Source organism: Mycolicibacterium sp. P4_G11 (assembly GCF_056555145.1).
In genome coordinates, this window is sequence record NZ_JBFUJW010000003.1 from 322,295 (window position 1) to 339,716 (window position 17,422).

The window sequence follows — 17,422 nt, forward strand, 5'->3', positions numbered from 1 at the left end:
CAGCGGTTTTGGGGCTCAGCGGTTTTGGGGCTCAGCCCGTTTGGGCCGCAAGGCCCGGGTGAACAACACGTTCACCTGACGCATCGACACGCTGTAAGGCCACCATGCCAGCCGCTTGAACAGATACAGCGCCCGGATGTCCGCCGACGTGTAGATCATGAACCGGTTCTTGGCCACCCCGGACAGCAGTTTGTCCGCAGCCTGCTCCGGCGACACCGCGTGCCCGGCGAACCTGGCCACCCAGCGCTGCACCTGCGGATCGTCGCGATCCACGCCCGCGATCTGAACCGTCTGCACCAGCGGCGTTTTCACCGCGCCGGGCACCACGACCGACACCCCGATGCGGTGCCGGGCCAGGTCGAAGCGCAGCACCTCGCTCACGCCACGCAGGCCGTACTTGCTGGCACTGTAAGCCGCATGCCAGGGCAACGCGACGATGCCCGCGGCCGACGACACGTTGGCCAGGCGCCCGCCGCGGCCGGCGGCCACCATGGGCGGAACCATGGTCTCGATGACGTGGATGGGCCCCATCAGGTTGACGTCGACCATCGAGCGCCAGTGCTGATGGGTCAGGGTGCTGACGGTGCCCCAGGCCGAGATCCCGGCGATGTTGAGCACCACGTCCATGGCCTCATGCCGGCTGTGGATGTCCGCGGCGAACGCCGCGACGGCGTCGTAGTCGGAGATGTCCAGGGCGCGGTATTCGGCCACCTCACCGCCGAGCGCGCGGGCGTCGGCGACGGCCTGTTCCAGCCCGGTGGCGTCACGATCGGTCAGATAGAGGATCGCGCCCTGCTGGGCCAGTTTGAGTGCGGTCGCCCGGCCGATGCCACTGGCCGCCCCCGTCACGAAACACCGCTTGCCTGCGTAGCCGCTCCACCGCGTCATGGCCCGACCCTACACAGGCAGGTCTCCGCCACCCCATAACGCGCTGAGCCACATCCGCTCCACGATCGCCAGGGCGCGCTGCGGGTCTCCGTCGCGACCGATGAAGGCACTGTCATGCGACAACGTCATCGCCGTGGTTGACGTCAAAGTGCGAACCAACGCCGGCAGGTCGTCAGAGATCGGCCGGGCGCCGGTGTCCTGTTCGACCAGTCCGACGATCTTGGCGATCACGCCGTCTTCGAAATCGGCCATCAAGTCGCGGATTTCTGCGTCGGTGTTCTGCGCGATGGTGCACGCCGCCATGATCGGGTCATTGCTGGCGAACACCGCCGCCGCGCTGCCGACCATTCGCTTGGCGAAAGACGCCGGCGTCTCGCCCGTCTCGCGCGGCGCGAAGTTGTGGGTGAGCGCGTCCAGTTCCTCCATGGCCTCGGACACGATCTTGGCCAGCACGGAGTACTTGGAGTCGAAGTAGAAGTAGAAGCCCGACCGCGCGACACCCGCCCGGGCGCTGATGGTGCTGACAGACAGGTCGGCGAACGGCTTCTCCTCCAGCAGCTCCCGAACCGCGGTGATGATGGCGTCGCGTTGCCTGTCGCCTCGGCTGCGGCCCCTGTCGACCGTCTCGACTTCAGCGCTCATGGCGCTCACGATGTCACCGCCGACACACCAATTCAAAACTTGACACGCGTCAAGTATGCCAGCCAAGATGACATCAGGTGGTGACTTTCACCACAAACTTCGCATTCAGGAGTGGTCAATGGCGACTATCAGCACCCCGAACTACCTCCTCGATCAGGCCATCCGGCGAATCAAGCCCACGCCGTCCAACCTGCCGGGCATGGGCATCGTCGAGCAGCGACTGCGCGCCAAGAAGTGGGACGAGTTCGTCTTCGCCGAGCCGCCGGCGGGCAGTGGCCTCAAGGCGATCAAGGGCGATTCGGGACTGCCGGTCATCGGCCACCTGATCGAGGCGTTCCGCAGTGGCCCCGAGTTCGTGCTGGAGCAGTACCGCAAGCACGGTCCGTTGTACTTCGCCGACTCGCCCGCGATGTCTGCGGTCGCGGCGATGGGACCCGACGCCACCCAGGCGGTGTTCTCCAATCGCAACAAGGACTTCTCCCAGAAGGCCTGGGATCCGGTGATCGGACCGTTCTTCGAGGGCGGCCTGATGCTGCTCGACTTCGACGAGCACATGTTCCACCGCCGGATCATGCAAGAGGCCTTCACCCGGTCCCGGTTGACCGGTTACGTGTCGCACATCGACTCCGTCGCCACCAAGGTGCTGGCCACCGACTGGGTGGCCAACGATCCCCGGTTCCTGTTCCACCCCTCGGTCAAGGAGCTGACGCTCGACATCGCCGCCGAGGTCTTCATGGGCATCCCGGCGGGCACCGACCACAAGCTGGTCACCACCGTCAACCAGGCCTTCACCACCACAACCCGGGCCGGCAACGCGATCGTCCGGACGCCCGTCCCGCCCCTCAAGTGGTGGCGCGGCATCCAGGCCCGCAAGACGCTGGAGGAGTACTTCTCGCGCTCGATCGCCGAGAAGCGCCGCAGCGAGAGCACAGACATGTTCAGCGTGCTGTGTCACGCCCAGGACGAGGACGGCGGCAGCTTCACCGACGACCAGATCGTCAGCCACATGATCTTCCTGATGATGGCCGCGCACGACACCTCGACGTCGACGATGACCACCATGGCCTACCACCTGGCGGCCAACCCGGAATGGCAGGACAGGTTGCGCGAGGATTCCGCGCGCATCGGCGACGGTCCATTGGACATCGAGTCGCTGGAGAAGCTCGAGACCTACGACCTGGTGATCAACGAAGCACTGCGCATGCAGACACCGCTGCCGTTCAACTTCCGGCGGGCAGTGCGCGACACCGAGCTGCTGGGCTACTACATCCCGGAGGGCACCGACGTCATCACCTGGCCGTCGCTCAACCACATGCTGCCCGAATTGTGGACGGCCCCCGAGAAATTCGATCCGGACCGCTTCGCCGAGCCGCGCAACGAGCACAAGTCGCACCGCTACGCGTTCGCCCCGTTCGGCGGCGGGGCGCACAAGTGCATCGGCATGGTGTTCGGCCAGCTGGAGATCAAGACCGTCATGCACCGGCTGCTGCGTCGCTACCGCCTGGAGCTCCCGCACAAGGGCTACAAGCCGCGATACGACTACGGCGGCATGCCGGTGCCGATCGACGGCATGCCGATCACGCTGCGCCCCATCGGCTGATCGCCCGCCGAAACTAGGCGTGCAGCCGGTTGGCGCACGCGATCATCGCCCGCAGCGCCGACTGGACCGGGTCGCGGGCCCAGCCCATGGCCCACTCCGCGCGCACGCCGTCGGTGCCCTGGATGAAGGTCGCGATGCCGCCGCCGACGGCGGGCAACTGATGGAACTTGATCATCTCGACGGCCATCCCGCGCTCGTGCAGCATGGCGGTCAGCGCGGCGACAGGCCCGGTCGCGGCCGCCGTCGAGGTAGCGATGCGGTCGCCGACGGCGATGCTGGCCCGGTACCGGCGCGCAGCGGTGGCGCCGCGGCGGCGGTCGTCGTCGCCGGCGATGCCCCAACTGCCAAGTCGGACCGGCCCACGTTGATGGCCGTAGTGATCGATGAAGGTGTCGTGACACATCGTTTCGGCGTGTTCGCGCAGGTCACGAGGCACGGGGCGGTCAAACAGATCCGCGAAACGCGAAGTGGTGGAGATGGCGGTGGAGGTGAACATGCGTCGGTCTTTTCTGCTCGAAAGAAGTGACCGACAGGTAGTAGCGTCCGACCCACAGCGAGGGGTCGGTCAGGATCAGACCCCGCTGTGGGTACTGGCTACTACGAGCATGTGAAGCATGGTCGCCGAGGTTAGTCCGCGACCGCGCCTCGGGTCAAGGCGATTTCACGGCCTTGTTGAGCAGCCACAGGAACGGCCGGTGGCTGGCGTGCCCGTCCCGGTGCAGCGGCATGCTGTCCCGCGCCGCGGAATACCAGGCGGCGCGGCCGACACCGGTGAAGTCCAGTTGCCGCCCGCATCGGCCGGCGAGCGCGTGCAACAGCAGCATCCCGGTGCGCCCGTTGCCTTCCCGGAACGGGTGAATCTGGTTGTACCGGGCGTATATCCGGGACAGTTCCCAGGCCAGCCTCGGGTTGCCGAAGCCGGCTCCGACGTCCGCCAATGCTGTTGCGGCGAGCTGGATTTCGGCCAGTCGGGCCGCGATGTCAACCTGCCAGGTGAACGCCGAGTTGCCGCGGCGAAGGTCGACGGTGCGCAGCTCCCCCGCCCAGGCATACACGTCACCGAAGAGCTCGCGGTGCAGCGCGCTGACATCGATGCTCGGCTCGGACCGCCGCCCATGCCACAGCACCATTCGGCCCGCCGTCACCTGAAACTCCACCGCCGCCAGATCAGGTCCGCGTTGAATACCAAAGTTGTTGCGCAGCACCGATGTTCCGCGTATGAGGTACGGCCCGCGGCGCCGAAGGAAGCGCCGCCGCACCGGCGTCGGCGGATACTGCTCGCGACACCGCGCCAGGTAGTCGCCGAAATCCATGGCGCCGGAAGCCAGTGCACCCAAGTCGACGATGTGGGCGGGCTCGGGTTCCCAGCCTTCGATGCGCTGAGCGGCGAGTGTCTGCTGCACCGCTCGGTGCGCCGCGAGCGCGGTCGCGGTGGCCTCGGTGAACTCTGCCGCCATCACCGGAACGCCGACGTCGACGCGAGAAAGGTCAGCTTGCGGCTGATTCCGGCCACCTCTCGGGCCACGCTGCGCAGCATGGCTCGCTCCTGCGGCGGCAGCTCCGAGAGCACCACCTGATCACCGCCGGCCCTCGACATCCACCGAAATCTCACCAACGCGGCGAAACACTCATGAAGGCTCGAAACATCGTCGGCATCAAGCACATTCGCGGCTCCGGCGGCGTCGAGCCGGCTGGGCGTCGACAGCGCGGTGGAACCGGCCGACACCGCCGCCCACCGCGCGATCTTCACCAGCGGGTCGATCGCGGCCAGTTTGAGATCGACGGCGTCGGACTGGTTGGCCAACATGCGCAGCCGGGAGGGGAACGTGGCCCGAAACGTGGTGGCGTCCTGCAGCAGGTACTGACGGACCGGGTAGTTGTCGACGGCAGCGCGCACCACCTGGGCGCGCAGCAAGTCGTCGGTCACCGTCGCGTCGCCCAGGTGGACGGCACGGGAGTCGGCCAGCACGCCGGTCATCACCACGCCGCGGTCCTGCCGCGGATCGGCCGCCCAGTACGCGATGCCGTCAGACCACGCGCTCGCCGATCGGCAGAACCGCGGCCGGCTGGCCAGCACCCCGTTGGCGTCGGCTCGTACACCGCACCGTTCCAGGACGGCGTGCACTGCGGCGGCCGCTTCCAGTGCCTCGTCGCGCCCGACGTCGTCCGCCAGCACGACCAGGGTCTCGACGTCGGATCCCGCCACTGCCTCGCCCCGCGCGACACTGCCGGAGACGAACCACGACCATGGCACGCCGACGGGCGTCAGCCGAACAGCCGCTGCGACGCCGGATCGGAGCACCTGAGACCAGGCGGCCGCGACCTCACCGGCCGGAGCCGACGCGCGTGCCGCGGCCCGCACCGCCTGCAGGCCCTGCTCGATTCCCGAGCGCAGCGCGGCGTCGTCGCCCGCCTCATCGATCGCGCCGATCGCGTCCATGACGCTATTTCTATCGGAAGACAGTTATTCCTGCTCGCTCAGTTGGATATTGTTTGCCGCGATGAGCTGGCAGCACGCACTACTTCTGCTCGCCGCCGGCATCGCAGGCGGCCTGACCGGGAGCATCGCGGGGCTGGCATCCGTCGCGACGTATCCGGCCCTGCTGATGGCCGGGCTGCCGCCGGTGGCGGCGAACGTGACCAACACCGTCGCGCTGACCTTCAACACCATCGGATCGGTCTGGGGTTCCCTCCCCGAACTCGACGGCATGGGACCGTGGCTGCGCCGCGTCCTGCCGGCCGCCGCACTCGGCGGGGCTGCCGGAGCCGCCCTGCTGTTGGCCCTGCCGGCCGAGGGCTTCGAGGTGGTGGTCCCGGTGCTGCTCGGCCTGTCCTCGGTCACCATCGCCATCCCCCAACGGCGCGGCGCCGACACCGAGCCCGGCCGGGGGCGGGCGGTGCTCATCTCCGTCGCGATCTTCGTGATCTGTTTGTACGGAGGGTATTTCGGCGCCGCGGCCGGCGTGGTGCTGCTCGCCCTGTTGCTGCACAGCGGCAGTGAGTCGATGGCCCACGCCAACGCCGCGAAGAACGTCGTCCTCGGCGTGGCCAATGGTGTTGCCGCCGTGGGCTTCGTCGCGCTCGCCCCGGTGAACTGGATTGCGGTGGTCCCGCTGGGCTTCGGGTGTCTGGTGGGCTCCCGACTGGGTCCGGTCGTGGTGCGGCACACCCCGGCGACACCGCTGCGATTGACCATCGCGGTGGCCGGCCTGGCGTTGGCCGTCAAGCTGGGCTGGGATACCTACCGATAGGCGAACGGGTTGTCACCCTTGGCAACCCGCACACCCAGGTGGATCAGCTCGGTGGCGGAGGCATGCAGCTTCTCCCCTGCCTCGCGGTCGGCCAGACCCGCCAGGAAGCGCGACCAGGTGCCCTCGATGACGATGCTCAGCTTGAAGCAGGCCATCGCGAGGTACCAGTCCAGATGTTCGGTGCGTCGGCCGCCCGCGGCGAGATAGGCGTCCAGCAGTTCGTCCCGGCCGGCCAGTCCGCCGGCCTCGGCCAGCGCGGCGCCGACGACAATGGCGTTGGGCGCGGTCGGCCAGCACACCAGCATCCAGCCCAGGTCCAGCAGCGGATCGCCGACGGTGCACATCTCCCAGTCGACGAACGCCGCCAGTTCCGGCTTGTCGTGACGCAGCATGACGTTGTTCAGGTGGCAGTCGCCGTGCATGATTCCGGGCTCGCCATCGGGCGGCCGGTTGTCGGTCAACCAGGTCGCCAGCTGCGCAACCCCGTCCAGCGATTCGGGGTCGTAGTGGTCGTGCCGATAGCTCTGCAGCAGGCCGACGAACTGCGGAACCTGCCGTGCCACAAATGATCCCGGCTTGCGGATGGCCGCCAACGGGCTGCCTTCCCAAGCCACGTTGCCCAGCTGCGCCAGGCTCGCCGCGTACGACGGCCCGACGTCGTGCCGCAGGCTCGGGTCGGCCGCGTAGGCCGGCGACAGCTCCTCGCCGGGGTTGAAGCCGTCGACTTCGGCCATCAGGTAGAAGACGACGCCGAGCACCGACGGGTCCTCGCAGCCGGCGATGAACGCGGGATGCGGCACCGAGGTGCCGGCCAGGGTCCGCAGCACCGCGATCTCACGCTGCATGGTCTTGTCACTGGTCGGCCGCGGATGCAGCGGCGGGCGGCGCAGCACCACCGGCCGACCGTCGATGTGCAACCGCACCACGATGTTCTGCGTACCGCCGGTCAGCGGCTCGACGTCGGTGAGGTGCTCACCCAGTCCCTCGGCGCGGATCCAGTTCTGGACGATGTCTAGGTCACGGTCGGTCAAGGTCGGCTGCATGATGCTGTGATTCTGGCCCGGAATCGCCCGAACGGGCAGCTATTTCTTACGATCCGTTTCCATTTGAGACTGACCCACCAGGTGAGTCGTACTGTGGCTATGTGGCACCTCGACTGGATCCGCACCGATCGCTCGCCGGCCTGGCGGCCGCGGCCGTCGCTCTCGGCGTGGCTGCGCTCCTGGCGATTCCGCTTGGGCCGCACGCCGATTCCCGCACCGCGGTCGGGTCGGTGGTCATCGATCTGACCCCGGGACCGCTCAAAGAGTGGGCCATTCAGACCTTCGCCACCAACGACAAGCTGTTCCTGACGGTGGCGGTGATCCTGGCCATCGCGGTGATCGCCATGGTGACAGCGCAATTCGAGGACCGGAAGCTCGGCAGCATCGCCATCGGGCTGGCCGGGGTGCTGGGCGGCGCGGCGGTGCTGTCCCGCACCGGCGCCCGCCCCATCGACGTCCTCCCGTCCCTCGTCGGCGCGGCGGCAGGTATCGCGGTCCTGCGCGTCCTGGTCTCCGAGCGCCTCGATCCCCGGGTCCCCGAACCAGACGCGGACACCGGTGCCGCCGATCCCGGCCGGCGTCGATCGCTGGCGGCCCTGGGCTTCTTGGCTGCCGGCACGCTGGCCGGGGTCATCGGCACGGTCCTGGGCCGCGCGGCGTCGTCGGTCTCGGGCGACCGCAGCGCCTACACCCCGCCGGCGCCCAAAATCCCTGGCCCGCCGATCCCGCCGGACGTGCAACCCGCCGGGGTGAACCTGCCGCCGTTCATCACCCCGAACGCCGACTTCTACCGGATCGACACGGCGCTGTCCGTCCCGCAGGTGCAACGGCAGGACTGGCGACTGCGGATCCACGGGATGGTCGATCGCGAGGTCACCTTTCGCTTCGACGAGCTAGCTCAGTTCGAGGCGATCGACAAGGTCGTCACGCTCACCTGCGTGTCAAACCCGGTGGGCGGCAACCTGATATCGAATGCCACCTGGACCGGCTACCGGGTGCGCGACCTGCTGGCCCGGGCCGGCATCCACGCCGACGCCGACATGGTGCTGTCCAAGTCCATCGACGGGTTCACCGCGGGCACCCCCGTCGAGGCACTGACCGACAACCGCGACGCGCTCCTGGCCGTCGCCATGAACGGCGAACCGCTGCCCACCGAGCACGGCTATCCGGCGCGGCTGGTGGTTCCCGGTTTGTACGGCTACGTCTCGGCGACCAAGTGGCTCGTCGATCTGGAACTCACCAGATTCGATCGGGCCCAGGCCTATTGGACGAAGTTGGGCTGGTCCGCGCATGGGCCGATCAAGACCGAGTCGCGCATCGACGTGCCGCGCGCCGGCTCCGGAGTGCCGATGGGGCCGGCGACGTTCGGCGGCGTCGCGTGGGCGCAGAACCGCGGTGTCCGCGCGGTGGAGGTCCGCATCGACGACGGTCCGTGGCGGCCGGCGACGCTGGGCGCCGCGTATTCGAACGACACCTGGCGGCTGTGGAGTTACCCCTGGCAGGCAGACCAGCCGGGTCGCCACACCATCACCGTCCGCGCCACCGACGGCACCGGTGCGGTGCAGACCTCCGACGTCGCCGGTGCCGTCCCCGACGGAGCGACGGGCTGGCATTCGGTGTCCTTCACCGTGGCCTGACCAGAACCCGAAATATTCGGTTGGCGAGACGGATCCGCGTCACTACGGTGTCCGGATGACCGAACCGGCGCAGCACTGGCGCACCGACCTGCGGGCCCGATTGATCGCGGCACGCAAGTCGAAGGACACCATTTCGACCTCCGCGATCCGCAGCGCGCTCAGTGCCATCGACAATGCCGAGACCCCGGACGTATCCGTGCCCAGGGCCGGAGCCATCGCCGACAGCGCGCAGGGTCTCGGTGCGGCAGAGGTCGCCCGCCGGAGCCTGACCGAGGACCAGATCCGGGGCTTGATCCGGGCCGAAGCCGACGAACGTCGAGCCGCGGCCGAACAACTGCGGTCTGTCGGCCACGGCGACCGCGCCGACCAGGTCCAGGCCGAAGCGGCAGTACTGAGTGAGCTGCTGTCCGACTGAGAATTGTCGGACCCACGTGCCAAGCTGAGCTCGTGCTCCTCACCGACGTCGCCGCGGCTTCAGCCGAGGTCGGTGCGGTATCTGCGCGGTCGGCGAAGATCAGCCGGATCGCTGCCCTGCTCGGCACCGCCGCCGACCATCCGGCCACTGTCGCGATCGTCGTCGACTGGCTGTCCGGTGAGCTGCCCCAGCGCCAGATCGGGGTCGGCTGGGCGTCGCTGCGATCGCTGCCGCCACCGGCCGAGAGCCCGGCGCTGACCGTCACCGAGGTCGACGCCGCCCTGTCGGCCATCAAGGCGGTCACCGGCCGCGGTTCAGCGGCCACCCGCACCGAGCTGCTGCACGCGCTGTTCGGGGCGGCCACCGAGGTCGAGCAGACCTTTCTGCGTGGGCTGCTCAGCGGCGGGCTGCGTCAGGGCGCGCTGGCCGGGGTGATGGCCGACGCGGTCGCGAAAGCCGCTGGTATCCCCGCCGCCGACGTGCGGCGCGCCGCGATGCTCAGCGGTGATCTGGCCACGGTGGCTGCCGCGGCGATGTCCGACGGTGCCGACGCGCTGCGGCGCTTCACGCTCGCCATCGGCCGTCCGGTGAGTCCGATGCTGGCGCAGACCGCGACCGATGTCGGCGATGCCCTCGAAAAGCTGGGTGGCGCCGCGATATTCGAGACCAAGCTCGACGGTGTCCGGGTGCAGATTCATCGATCCGGCACCGAGGTATCGGTCTACACCCGCAGCCTGGACGACATCACGGCCCGGGTGCCCGACGTGGTGAGCGCCGTGTTGGCACTGCCCGTGACGAACCTGATCGCCGATGCCGAGGCCCTGGCCATCCGCCCCGACGGTCGTCCACACCGGTTCCAGGTGACCTCATCGCGGATCGGCAAACGCTCCGACGATGGGGCACAACCGCTTTCGGTGTTCTTCTTCGACATCCTGCACCTCGACGGCACCGACCTGCTGGACCAGCCTGCGCAGCGCCGCCGCGAAGCGCTGGACGAGGTGGTCCCCGAACCGCTGCGGGTGCGGCGCCGCGTCACCTCCGATTCGGTTGTCGCCCAACAGTTCCTCGACGAGACGCTGGCCGCCGGTCACGAAGGCGTGATGGCCAAGCACCCGGAGTCGCCGTACGAGGCGGGCCGGCGGGGCGCCGGCTGGCTGAAGGTCAAGCCGGTCCACACCCTGGACCTCGTCGTGCTCGCGGTCGAGTGGGGTTCCGGACGGCGCACGGGCAAGCTGTCGAACATCCATCTGGGCGCCCGTGACCCGGCCACCGGTGGTTACGTGATGCTGGGCAAGACCTTCAAGGGCATGACCGACGCGATGCTGGACTGGCAGACGGCGCGGTTCACCGAGCTCGCCGACGGCCCGATGGACGGTTACGTCGTGCGGCTGCGCCCCGAGCAGGTGGTGGAGATCGCGTTCGACGGCGTGCAGGGTTCGAGCCGCTACCCCGGCAACATGGCGCTGCGGTTCGCCCGGGTGCTGCGCTACCGCGACGACAAGCGGCCCGACGAGGCCGACACCATCGACACCGTCCGGTCGCTGTACGAACGCTGAGTGTTACCCCGCGATCCGGAGCCACCGATGACAGGATGTGGGGCATGTCACCAGCCACCGCGTACCCCGACGAGTCCGTCGGTGACGTCACCTATGTGCGTACTGACCCGGACCTGCCACCGGTCGCGATCATCGACCGCTCGCCCATCACCACCCGGCACCGGGTGATCTTCGGAGTCATCGCGGTGCTTGCCGCCGTGGCCTGGGCCGTCATCGCCTTCGCCCGTGGCGAGACCGTGAACGCGGTGTGGTTCGTCATCGCCGCGATCTGTACCTACGTCATCGGATACCGGTTCTACGCGCGGCTGATCGAGATGAAGATCGTCAAACCCCGCGACGATCACGCCACCCCGGCCGAACTCCTCGAGAACGACACCGACTACATGCCGACCGACCGTCGGGTCCTGTTCGGTCATCACTTCGCGGCCATCGCCGGCGCCGGCCCGCTGGTCGGACCGGTCCTGGCCATGCAGATGGGTTATCTGCCGGGCACCATCTGGATCATCGTCGGCGCGGTCGTCGCCGGTTGTGTGCAGGACTACCTGGTGCTGGTCATCTCGACGCGGCGGCGCGGGCGGTCCCTCGGCCAGATGGCGCGCGACGAACTCGGGCCCATCGGCGGCGTCGCCGCGATCGTCGCGGTGTTGGTGATCATGGTGATCCTGCTGGCGGTGCTGGCGCTGGTGGTGGTCAACGCCCTCGCCGAAAGCCCGTGGGGCGTGTTCTCCATCGCGATGACCATCCCGATCGCCATCTTCATGGGTCTGTACCTGCGGTTCCTGCGGCCCGGCCGGGTGTCGGAAGTGTCCCTGATCGGCGTCGCACTGCTGCTGCTCGCGGTGGTCTCCGGCGGCTGGGTCGCGGAAACATCCTGGGGCGCAGACTGGTTCACGCTGTCGAAGGTGACGCTGTCGTGGTGCATCATCGTCTACGGGCTGGCCGCCTCGGTGTTGCCGGTGTGGTTCTTGCTCGCCCCCCGCGACTACCTGTCGACGTTCATGAAGGTCGGCACCATCTCGCTGCTGGCGGTCGGCATCCTGATTGCCCGTCCGGTCATGGCGGCCCCCGCGGTGTCGCAGTTCGCCACCCGCGCCGACGGCCCGGTGTTCGCCGGTGCGCTGTTCCCGTTCCTGTTCATCACCATCGCGTGCGGTGCACTGTCGGGCTTCCATTCCCTGATCTCGTCGGGCACTACTCCGAAGCTGCTGGAGAAGGAAGGGCAGACGCGGCTCATCGGTTACGGCGGCATGTTGACGGAGTCTTTCGTCGCGATCATGGCGCTGATCACGGCGGCGATCCTCAACCAGCACCTGTACTTCGTGATCAACTCCCCCACCGCGGCGACCGGCGGCACCGCGGCCACCGCGGCCACCTACGCCAACGGGCTGGGCCTGTCGGGAGCCCCGATCACTCCCGCAGAGGTGACGGCCGCCGCGACCGACGTCGGTGAGCACTCGGTCGTTTCGCGCACCGGCGGCGCGCCGACGCTGGCGCTTGGCATGTCGGAGGTGCTGCACCAGGTCTTCGGTGGCTCGAGCATGAAGGCCTTCTGGTACCACTTCGCGATCATGTTCGAAGCGTTGTTCATCCTCACCACCGTCGACGCCGGCACCCGGGTCGCCCGCTTCATGCTGTCCGACGCCCTGGGCAATCTGGGTGGGCCGCTGCGGAAGCTGCGCGATCCCAGCTGGCGCCTCGGCGCGTGGACCTGCAGCCTGCTCGTCGTCGCGGGTTGGGGCAGCATCCTGCTGATGGGCGTCACCGACCCCCTCGGCGGCATCAACACACTGTTCCCGTTGTTCGGCATCGCCAACCAGTTGCTCGCCGCCATCGCGCTGACCGTCGTCACCGTCGTGGTGATCAAGAAGGGCCTGCTCAAATGGGCCTGGATTCCGGGGCTGCCGTTGTGCTGGGACGTTCTCGTCACCCTCACCGCGTCGTGGCAGAAGATCTTCTCCCACGACCCCAAAATCGGTTACTGGCAACAGCATTCGCAATACCTCGCGGCCAAGGCCGCCGGCAAGACGACGTTCGGTTCCGCCAAGAACCCCGACCAGATCGACGCCGTCATCCGGAACACGTTCATCCAGGGCACACTGTCGATCGTGTTCGCCGTACTCGTGGTGATCGTCGTGGTCGTCGGCATCGTCGTGGCCCTGCAAGCCATCCGCGGCGGCGGCCGGTCACTGACCGACGACGAGGCGGTGCCGTCGCGGCTGTTCGCCCCGCGTGGCCTGTTCCCGACCGACGCCGAGAAGGAGGTGCAGAAGCAGTGGGACGCGCTACCGAGTTCGCACGCCAGATCCGTTGGTACTGGTCATCATTGATGGGTGACAACCACTACGCGCGGTACCTGGAACACCGCCGTCGCACGCACGCCGGCGAGCCGGTGCTGACCGAGCGCGACTACTGGAAGGCCCGGCACCGCGCCGCCGACCTCAACCCGCAGGGCCGCTGCTGCTGATCTGCATGTCCCTGCGGCCACGGTCGGACAACAGCATCACTGCATAACTGAAGACAAACCGCATACAGCGCGCGCAGAATTTCTCTGGAAGGCCGTCCGTCCGGCGCACCGGGGAGGAATGCTGATGTCGAAACGCATCGTGGTGTGTTGTGACGGCACCTGGAACACGCCCGACGAACTGCGGAACGGCCAAGCCAGCCCGACAAACGTCTGCAAGGTCGCCCTCGCCGTGGCAGACCGCGGGAGCGACGGCACCAAGCAGGTGACGTACTACCGCAGCGGGGTCGGCACGATGCGGTCCGAAAAGTTCACCGGTGGTGCTTTCGGTGTCGGACTGTCGCGCGACGTGATGTCGGCATACCGGTACGTCGTCGCCACGTATGAGCCGGGCGATCAACTGTTCCTGTTCGGCTTCAGCCGTGGCGCCTTCACCGCCCGCAGTGCGGCGGGATTCATCCGTAACTGCGGCATCCTGCGCCGTGAGCACGCCGACCGGATCGACGAGGCCTATGCGCTCTACCGCAGCCACAACGACGCCACCAAGCCGCGCGGCATCGAGTCGACGCTGTTTCGCCAGGCTTATTCGCACGAAGCGACGGTCTACTTCATCGGCGTCTGGGATACCGTTGGCTCACTGGGCATTCCGTTGTCGGGCAATCCCCTGGCCAACCTGATCAACAAGCGCTGGCAGTTTCACGACACCGATCTGAGCTCCACGGTCCGTTTTGCGTACCAGGCCCTGGCCATCGACGAAGAGCGTCGCCCCTTCGAGCCCACCCTCTGGACCCAGCCGAGGGATACGCCGACCCAGAAACTCGAACAGGTCTGGTTCTCCGGTGTCCACTGCGACGTCGGCGGCGGATATTTCACCCACGAACTCAGTGACATCACGCTCAGCTGGATGACCGAGAAGGCCCACGCATGCGGTCTGCATTTCAAGCCCGGGGCCTTCGCCGTACACCCGCCGGTCGCCCCCGCTTCCGCCGACACGGTGCCAATTGTGGACGCGTACACCAGCATTCAGCCCAATCCGTTGGGCAAGAAGCACAATTCCATGACGCTCATGTACCGGCTGTTGGGACGCTACGTCCGACATATCGGCGCGAAGGATCCCGATCATGAATACGTGTCCTCGACCGCACTGACCCGGGAGGAACAGGACTCCACGTATCACCCGAAACCGTTGGCGAACCCACCAACGGGCGGGTTCCACCGCATGCCCGTCGACACGGACTGATCCATGGCTGCACCCACGCTCACACCCGCGACCACACTCGATGAAGTCATCGATCGAATCGACACGATAATCGGTTGGGCGATAACCGAATCCAACAGGCTCGGCTACTTCGCCGCCTTGTACAAGCGCATCACGGCAGCCGTCAAAACCGCGGTAGCCGAGGGCCGGTTCGACGACGGCCCGCGGATGGCCCGCCTCGACGTGGCATTCGCCAACCGCTATCTCGACGCGTTCAACGGATACGCCGGGCCCGGACAATTCAAGAAGCCGACGCGATCGTGGCAGGTGACCTTCAACGCCGCCACGGACGTGCGGCCGATCATGCTGCAGCACATGCTCGCCGGGATCAGCGCTCACATCAGTCTCGACCTCGGAATCGCCGCCCAAACCATCGATGCCAAGACCCGCGATCTGGAGGACGACTTCGACCGGATCAATGCGGTTCTGGCCAGTCAGGTCAACGGGATCGTGGGCGATATCAATGAGCTGTCCCCGGCGCTGGCCGAGATCTATGCAGTGCTGTCGAACAATGAAATCTTCGTGATCAATGAGGCGATCACTCAATTTCGGGACGATGCGTGGAGATTCGCTCGGATTCTGTCGTTCGAACCGGGCTTCGTCCGGCCGGTGACCATCGGCATTCGCGACTTTGCGGTGGCCAAGCAAGCCGGGCTCATCTACCACCCGCCCAGCCTGGTCGGGGTCACTCAGGCCGCGGTGAATGCGGTCGCGGCGCGCGAGAGCCGGGATGTGCGGCACAACATCGCGGTGCTCAACGAAATCGCCGCAATACCGGCGCCCATCTCGACGAGCCTCTGACACCGCGACGACGACGGCCGTCTACACAACCTTCCGCACAGTGGACGCATACCGCCACCGGCGCCTCACAGGGTGGTACCAAAAGAGACGACCCTCACTCCATGGTACTAAATGAGTGTATGGACAGATGTCCAGTTGTTGTCCCACCAGCCTTAGGAGAAACGTGCTGTTCACGGTTTCCGACGTCACCGACGCCGTCGCTGCAGCCATCCCGGACCGCACCCTGGTCATTCAGGGCGACCGCCGGTTCACCTACGCCGAGGTCGTCGCCCGCTCCAACCGGCTCGCCGCGTACCTGCACGCGCAGGGCCTGGGCGTGCACACCGATCGCGACCAGCTGGCCGGCCATGAAGTAGGCCAGGACCTCGTCGGCATCTACGCCTACAACGGCCCCGAGTTCGTCGAGTCCCTGCTCGGCGCATTCCGGGCCCGGGTGGCACCGTTCAATGTGAACTACCGCTACGTCAAGGCCGAGCTGCAGTACCTGCTGAACGACGCGGGCGCCTCGGCCCTGATCTATCACGCCGCGTTCGCGCCGACCCTCGCCGAAGTGCTGCCGGAGCTGCCGAACCTCAAGGTGCTGATCCAGATCGCCGACAGTTCGGGCAACGAGCTGCTGCCCGGCGCCGTCGACTACGAGACCATCGTGAACGCCGACGTCCCGCCACCGCCGGTGACGCCGTCACCCGACGATCTCTACGTGCTGTACACCGGCGGCACCACCGGCATGCCCAAGGGCGTGCTGTGGCGCCAGCACGACATCTTCATGGCCTCGTTCGGCGGCCGGAACGCGATGACCGGTGAGCCCGCCCAATCGGCCCAGGAGATCGTCGACCGGGCCTCGGCCGCCACCGAGATGCGCATGATGATCCTGCCGCCGCTCATGCACGGCGCCGCCCAGTGGGGCGTGATGACCGGCATCAACAACGGCCAGACCATCGTGTTCGCCAAAGACGTCGAGGGCTTCAACGCCGAGGAAATCGTCGAGACCATCGCCCGCGAGAAGATCGCGATCGCGACGATCGTCGGTGACGCCATGGCCCGGCCGTTGGTCAGCGCCATCGAAGAAGCGCTGGCCGACGGCAGCCACGACCCGACCTCGCTGGTCATCGTCGCCAACGGCGGTGCGTTGTTCACGCCGGCCGTGAAGGGCCGACTGGTCGCGGCACTGCCGAACGCCATGGTGATCGACGGTGTGGGTTCGTCGGAGACCGGCGCGCAGATGTCGCACGTGTCGACCAAGGCCAACGTCTCCAGCGGCACCTTCACCGCCGGTCCCGCCACCCGGATCGTCTCGGAGGACTTCTCCTCGCTCCTGGCCCCCGGCCACGATGGCAACGGCTGGCTGGCCCAGGAGGGCCACGTGCCGCTGGGCTACAAGGGCGACGCGGCCAAGACGGCCAAGACGTTCCCGGTGATCGACGGCATCCGGTACGCGGTGCCGGGCGACCGCGCCCGACTGCTGGAGGGCGGCACCGTCGAGCTGCTCGGCCGCGACTCGGTGACGATCAACTCCGGTGGCGAGAAGATCTTCGCCGAAGAGGTCGAGTCCGCCATCGCATCGCACCCGGCCGTGGTCGACGTGGTCGTCGCCGGACGCCCGAGCGAGCGCTGGGGCAACGAGGTGGTCGCGGTCGTGGCGCTGGCCGACGGCGCCGAGGTCGACGCCGCCGAGCTCATCGAGCACGCCTCGGAATCGATCGCCCGATACAAGCTGCCGAAGGCCATCGTGTTCCGGCCGACCATCGTGCGCAGCCCCGCCGGCAAGGCCGACTACCGCTGGGCCAAGGAACAGGCACTCCAGAACTAGGTCCTGCACAGAACGGCCCCCTTTCGGTGGAAAGGGGGCCGTTCTGTGTCTGCTGGAGGA

General features: G+C 67.6%; 16 protein-coding genes. 10 read left to right on the forward strand and 6 right to left on the reverse strand.

The features are described 5' to 3' along the window. Positions 1 to 15: 15 nt before the first annotated feature. Positions 16 to 888, reverse strand: a complete 873-nt coding sequence (locus tag AC1U2B_RS07485) for an SDR family oxidoreductase (protein ID WP_480216288.1) — start codon at positions 886 to 888, stop codon at positions 16 to 18. A 9-nt stretch (positions 889 to 897) separates the two neighbouring features. Next, on the reverse strand, positions 898 to 1,530 hold the full coding sequence (locus AC1U2B_RS07490; RefSeq protein ID WP_043395119.1) for a TetR/AcrR family transcriptional regulator: 633 nt from the start codon (positions 1,528 to 1,530) through the stop codon (positions 898 to 900). A 118-nt stretch (positions 1,531 to 1,648) separates the two neighbouring features. On the opposite strand from AC1U2B_RS07490, the gene AC1U2B_RS07495 reads away from it, so the two are divergent. After that, the gene (locus tag AC1U2B_RS07495) at positions 1,649 to 3,130 is read left to right on the forward strand and encodes a cytochrome P450 (protein WP_480216289.1); all 1,482 of its coding nucleotides are present in this window, start codon (positions 1,649 to 1,651) and stop codon (positions 3,128 to 3,130) included. A gap of 13 nt (positions 3,131 to 3,143) precedes the next feature. Here AC1U2B_RS07495 and AC1U2B_RS07500 read toward each other — a convergent pair whose 3' ends face one another. From AC1U2B_RS07500 to AC1U2B_RS07510, 3 genes are all read right to left on the reverse strand, one after another. Further along, complete coding sequence (locus AC1U2B_RS07500; protein ID WP_480216290.1) at positions 3,144 to 3,626, reverse strand: 2-isopropylmalate synthase; 483 nt, start codon at positions 3,624 to 3,626, stop codon at positions 3,144 to 3,146. Between the two features lie 154 nt (positions 3,627 to 3,780). Next, positions 3,781 to 4,587, reverse strand: coding sequence for a Fic family protein (locus AC1U2B_RS07505; protein ID WP_480216291.1), 807 nt, complete (start codon positions 4,585 to 4,587; stop codon positions 3,781 to 3,783). Further along, entirely contained in the window at positions 4,587 to 5,570 is a 984-nt protein-coding gene (locus AC1U2B_RS07510) for a putative nucleotidyltransferase substrate binding domain-containing protein (RefSeq protein WP_480216292.1), read from the reverse strand. Before AC1U2B_RS07510 ends, AC1U2B_RS07505 begins: the two co-directional genes overlap by 1 nt. Positions 5,571 to 5,631: 61 nt before the next feature. Here AC1U2B_RS07510 and AC1U2B_RS07515 point away from each other — a divergent pair, with 61 nt between their 5' ends. Beyond that, the gene (locus AC1U2B_RS07515) at positions 5,632 to 6,381 is read left to right on the forward strand and encodes a sulfite exporter TauE/SafE family protein (protein WP_480216293.1); all 750 of its coding nucleotides are present in this window, start codon (positions 5,632 to 5,634) and stop codon (positions 6,379 to 6,381) included. On the opposite strand, the gene AC1U2B_RS07520 is transcribed toward AC1U2B_RS07515, so the two are convergent. After that, positions 6,372 to 7,424 (reverse strand): phosphotransferase family protein, encoded by a 1,053-nt coding sequence (locus AC1U2B_RS07520; RefSeq protein WP_480216294.1) that lies wholly within the window; start codon positions 7,422 to 7,424, stop codon positions 6,372 to 6,374. The genes AC1U2B_RS07515 and AC1U2B_RS07520 overlap by 10 nt on opposite strands. A gap of 101 nt (positions 7,425 to 7,525) precedes the next feature. On the opposite strand from AC1U2B_RS07520, the gene AC1U2B_RS07525 reads away from it, so the two are divergent. From AC1U2B_RS07525 to AC1U2B_RS07560, 8 genes are all read left to right on the forward strand, one after another. After that, positions 7,526 to 9,061 (forward strand): molybdopterin-dependent oxidoreductase, encoded by a 1,536-nt coding sequence (locus tag AC1U2B_RS07525; protein WP_480216295.1) that lies wholly within the window; start codon positions 7,526 to 7,528, stop codon positions 9,059 to 9,061. Between the two features lie 55 nt (positions 9,062 to 9,116). Then, positions 9,117 to 9,476, forward strand: a complete 360-nt coding sequence (locus AC1U2B_RS07530; RefSeq protein ID WP_480216296.1) for a GatB/YqeY domain-containing protein — start codon at positions 9,117 to 9,119, stop codon at positions 9,474 to 9,476. A 32-nt stretch (positions 9,477 to 9,508) separates the two neighbouring features. Beyond that, on the forward strand, positions 9,509 to 11,032 hold the full coding sequence (locus AC1U2B_RS07535) for an ATP-dependent DNA ligase (protein WP_480216297.1): 1,524 nt from the start codon (positions 9,509 to 9,511) through the stop codon (positions 11,030 to 11,032). A 44-nt stretch (positions 11,033 to 11,076) separates the two neighbouring features. Next, complete coding sequence (locus tag AC1U2B_RS07540) at positions 11,077 to 13,359, forward strand: carbon starvation CstA family protein (RefSeq protein WP_480216298.1); 2,283 nt, start codon at positions 11,077 to 11,079, stop codon at positions 13,357 to 13,359. Continuing rightward, positions 13,359 to 13,496 (forward strand): CstA-like transporter-associated (seleno)protein, encoded by a 138-nt coding sequence (locus AC1U2B_RS07545; RefSeq protein WP_276525132.1) that lies wholly within the window; start codon positions 13,359 to 13,361, stop codon positions 13,494 to 13,496. Before AC1U2B_RS07540 ends, AC1U2B_RS07545 begins: the two co-directional genes overlap by 1 nt. A gap of 124 nt (positions 13,497 to 13,620) precedes the next feature. Then, a complete protein-coding gene (locus AC1U2B_RS07550) occupies positions 13,621 to 14,733 on the forward strand; it encodes a T6SS phospholipase effector Tle1-like catalytic domain-containing protein (protein WP_480216299.1) in 1,113 nt (370 codons plus the stop codon). A 3-nt stretch (positions 14,734 to 14,736) separates the two neighbouring features. Beyond that, positions 14,737 to 15,552 (forward strand): DUF5995 family protein, encoded by an 816-nt coding sequence (locus AC1U2B_RS07555; protein WP_480216300.1) that lies wholly within the window; start codon positions 14,737 to 14,739, stop codon positions 15,550 to 15,552. A gap of 127 nt (positions 15,553 to 15,679) precedes the next feature. Beyond that, a complete protein-coding gene (locus AC1U2B_RS07560; RefSeq protein ID WP_480216301.1) occupies positions 15,680 to 17,362 on the forward strand; it encodes a medium-chain acyl-CoA ligase Mig in 1,683 nt (560 codons plus the stop codon). Positions 17,363 to 17,422 lie beyond the last annotated feature (60 nt).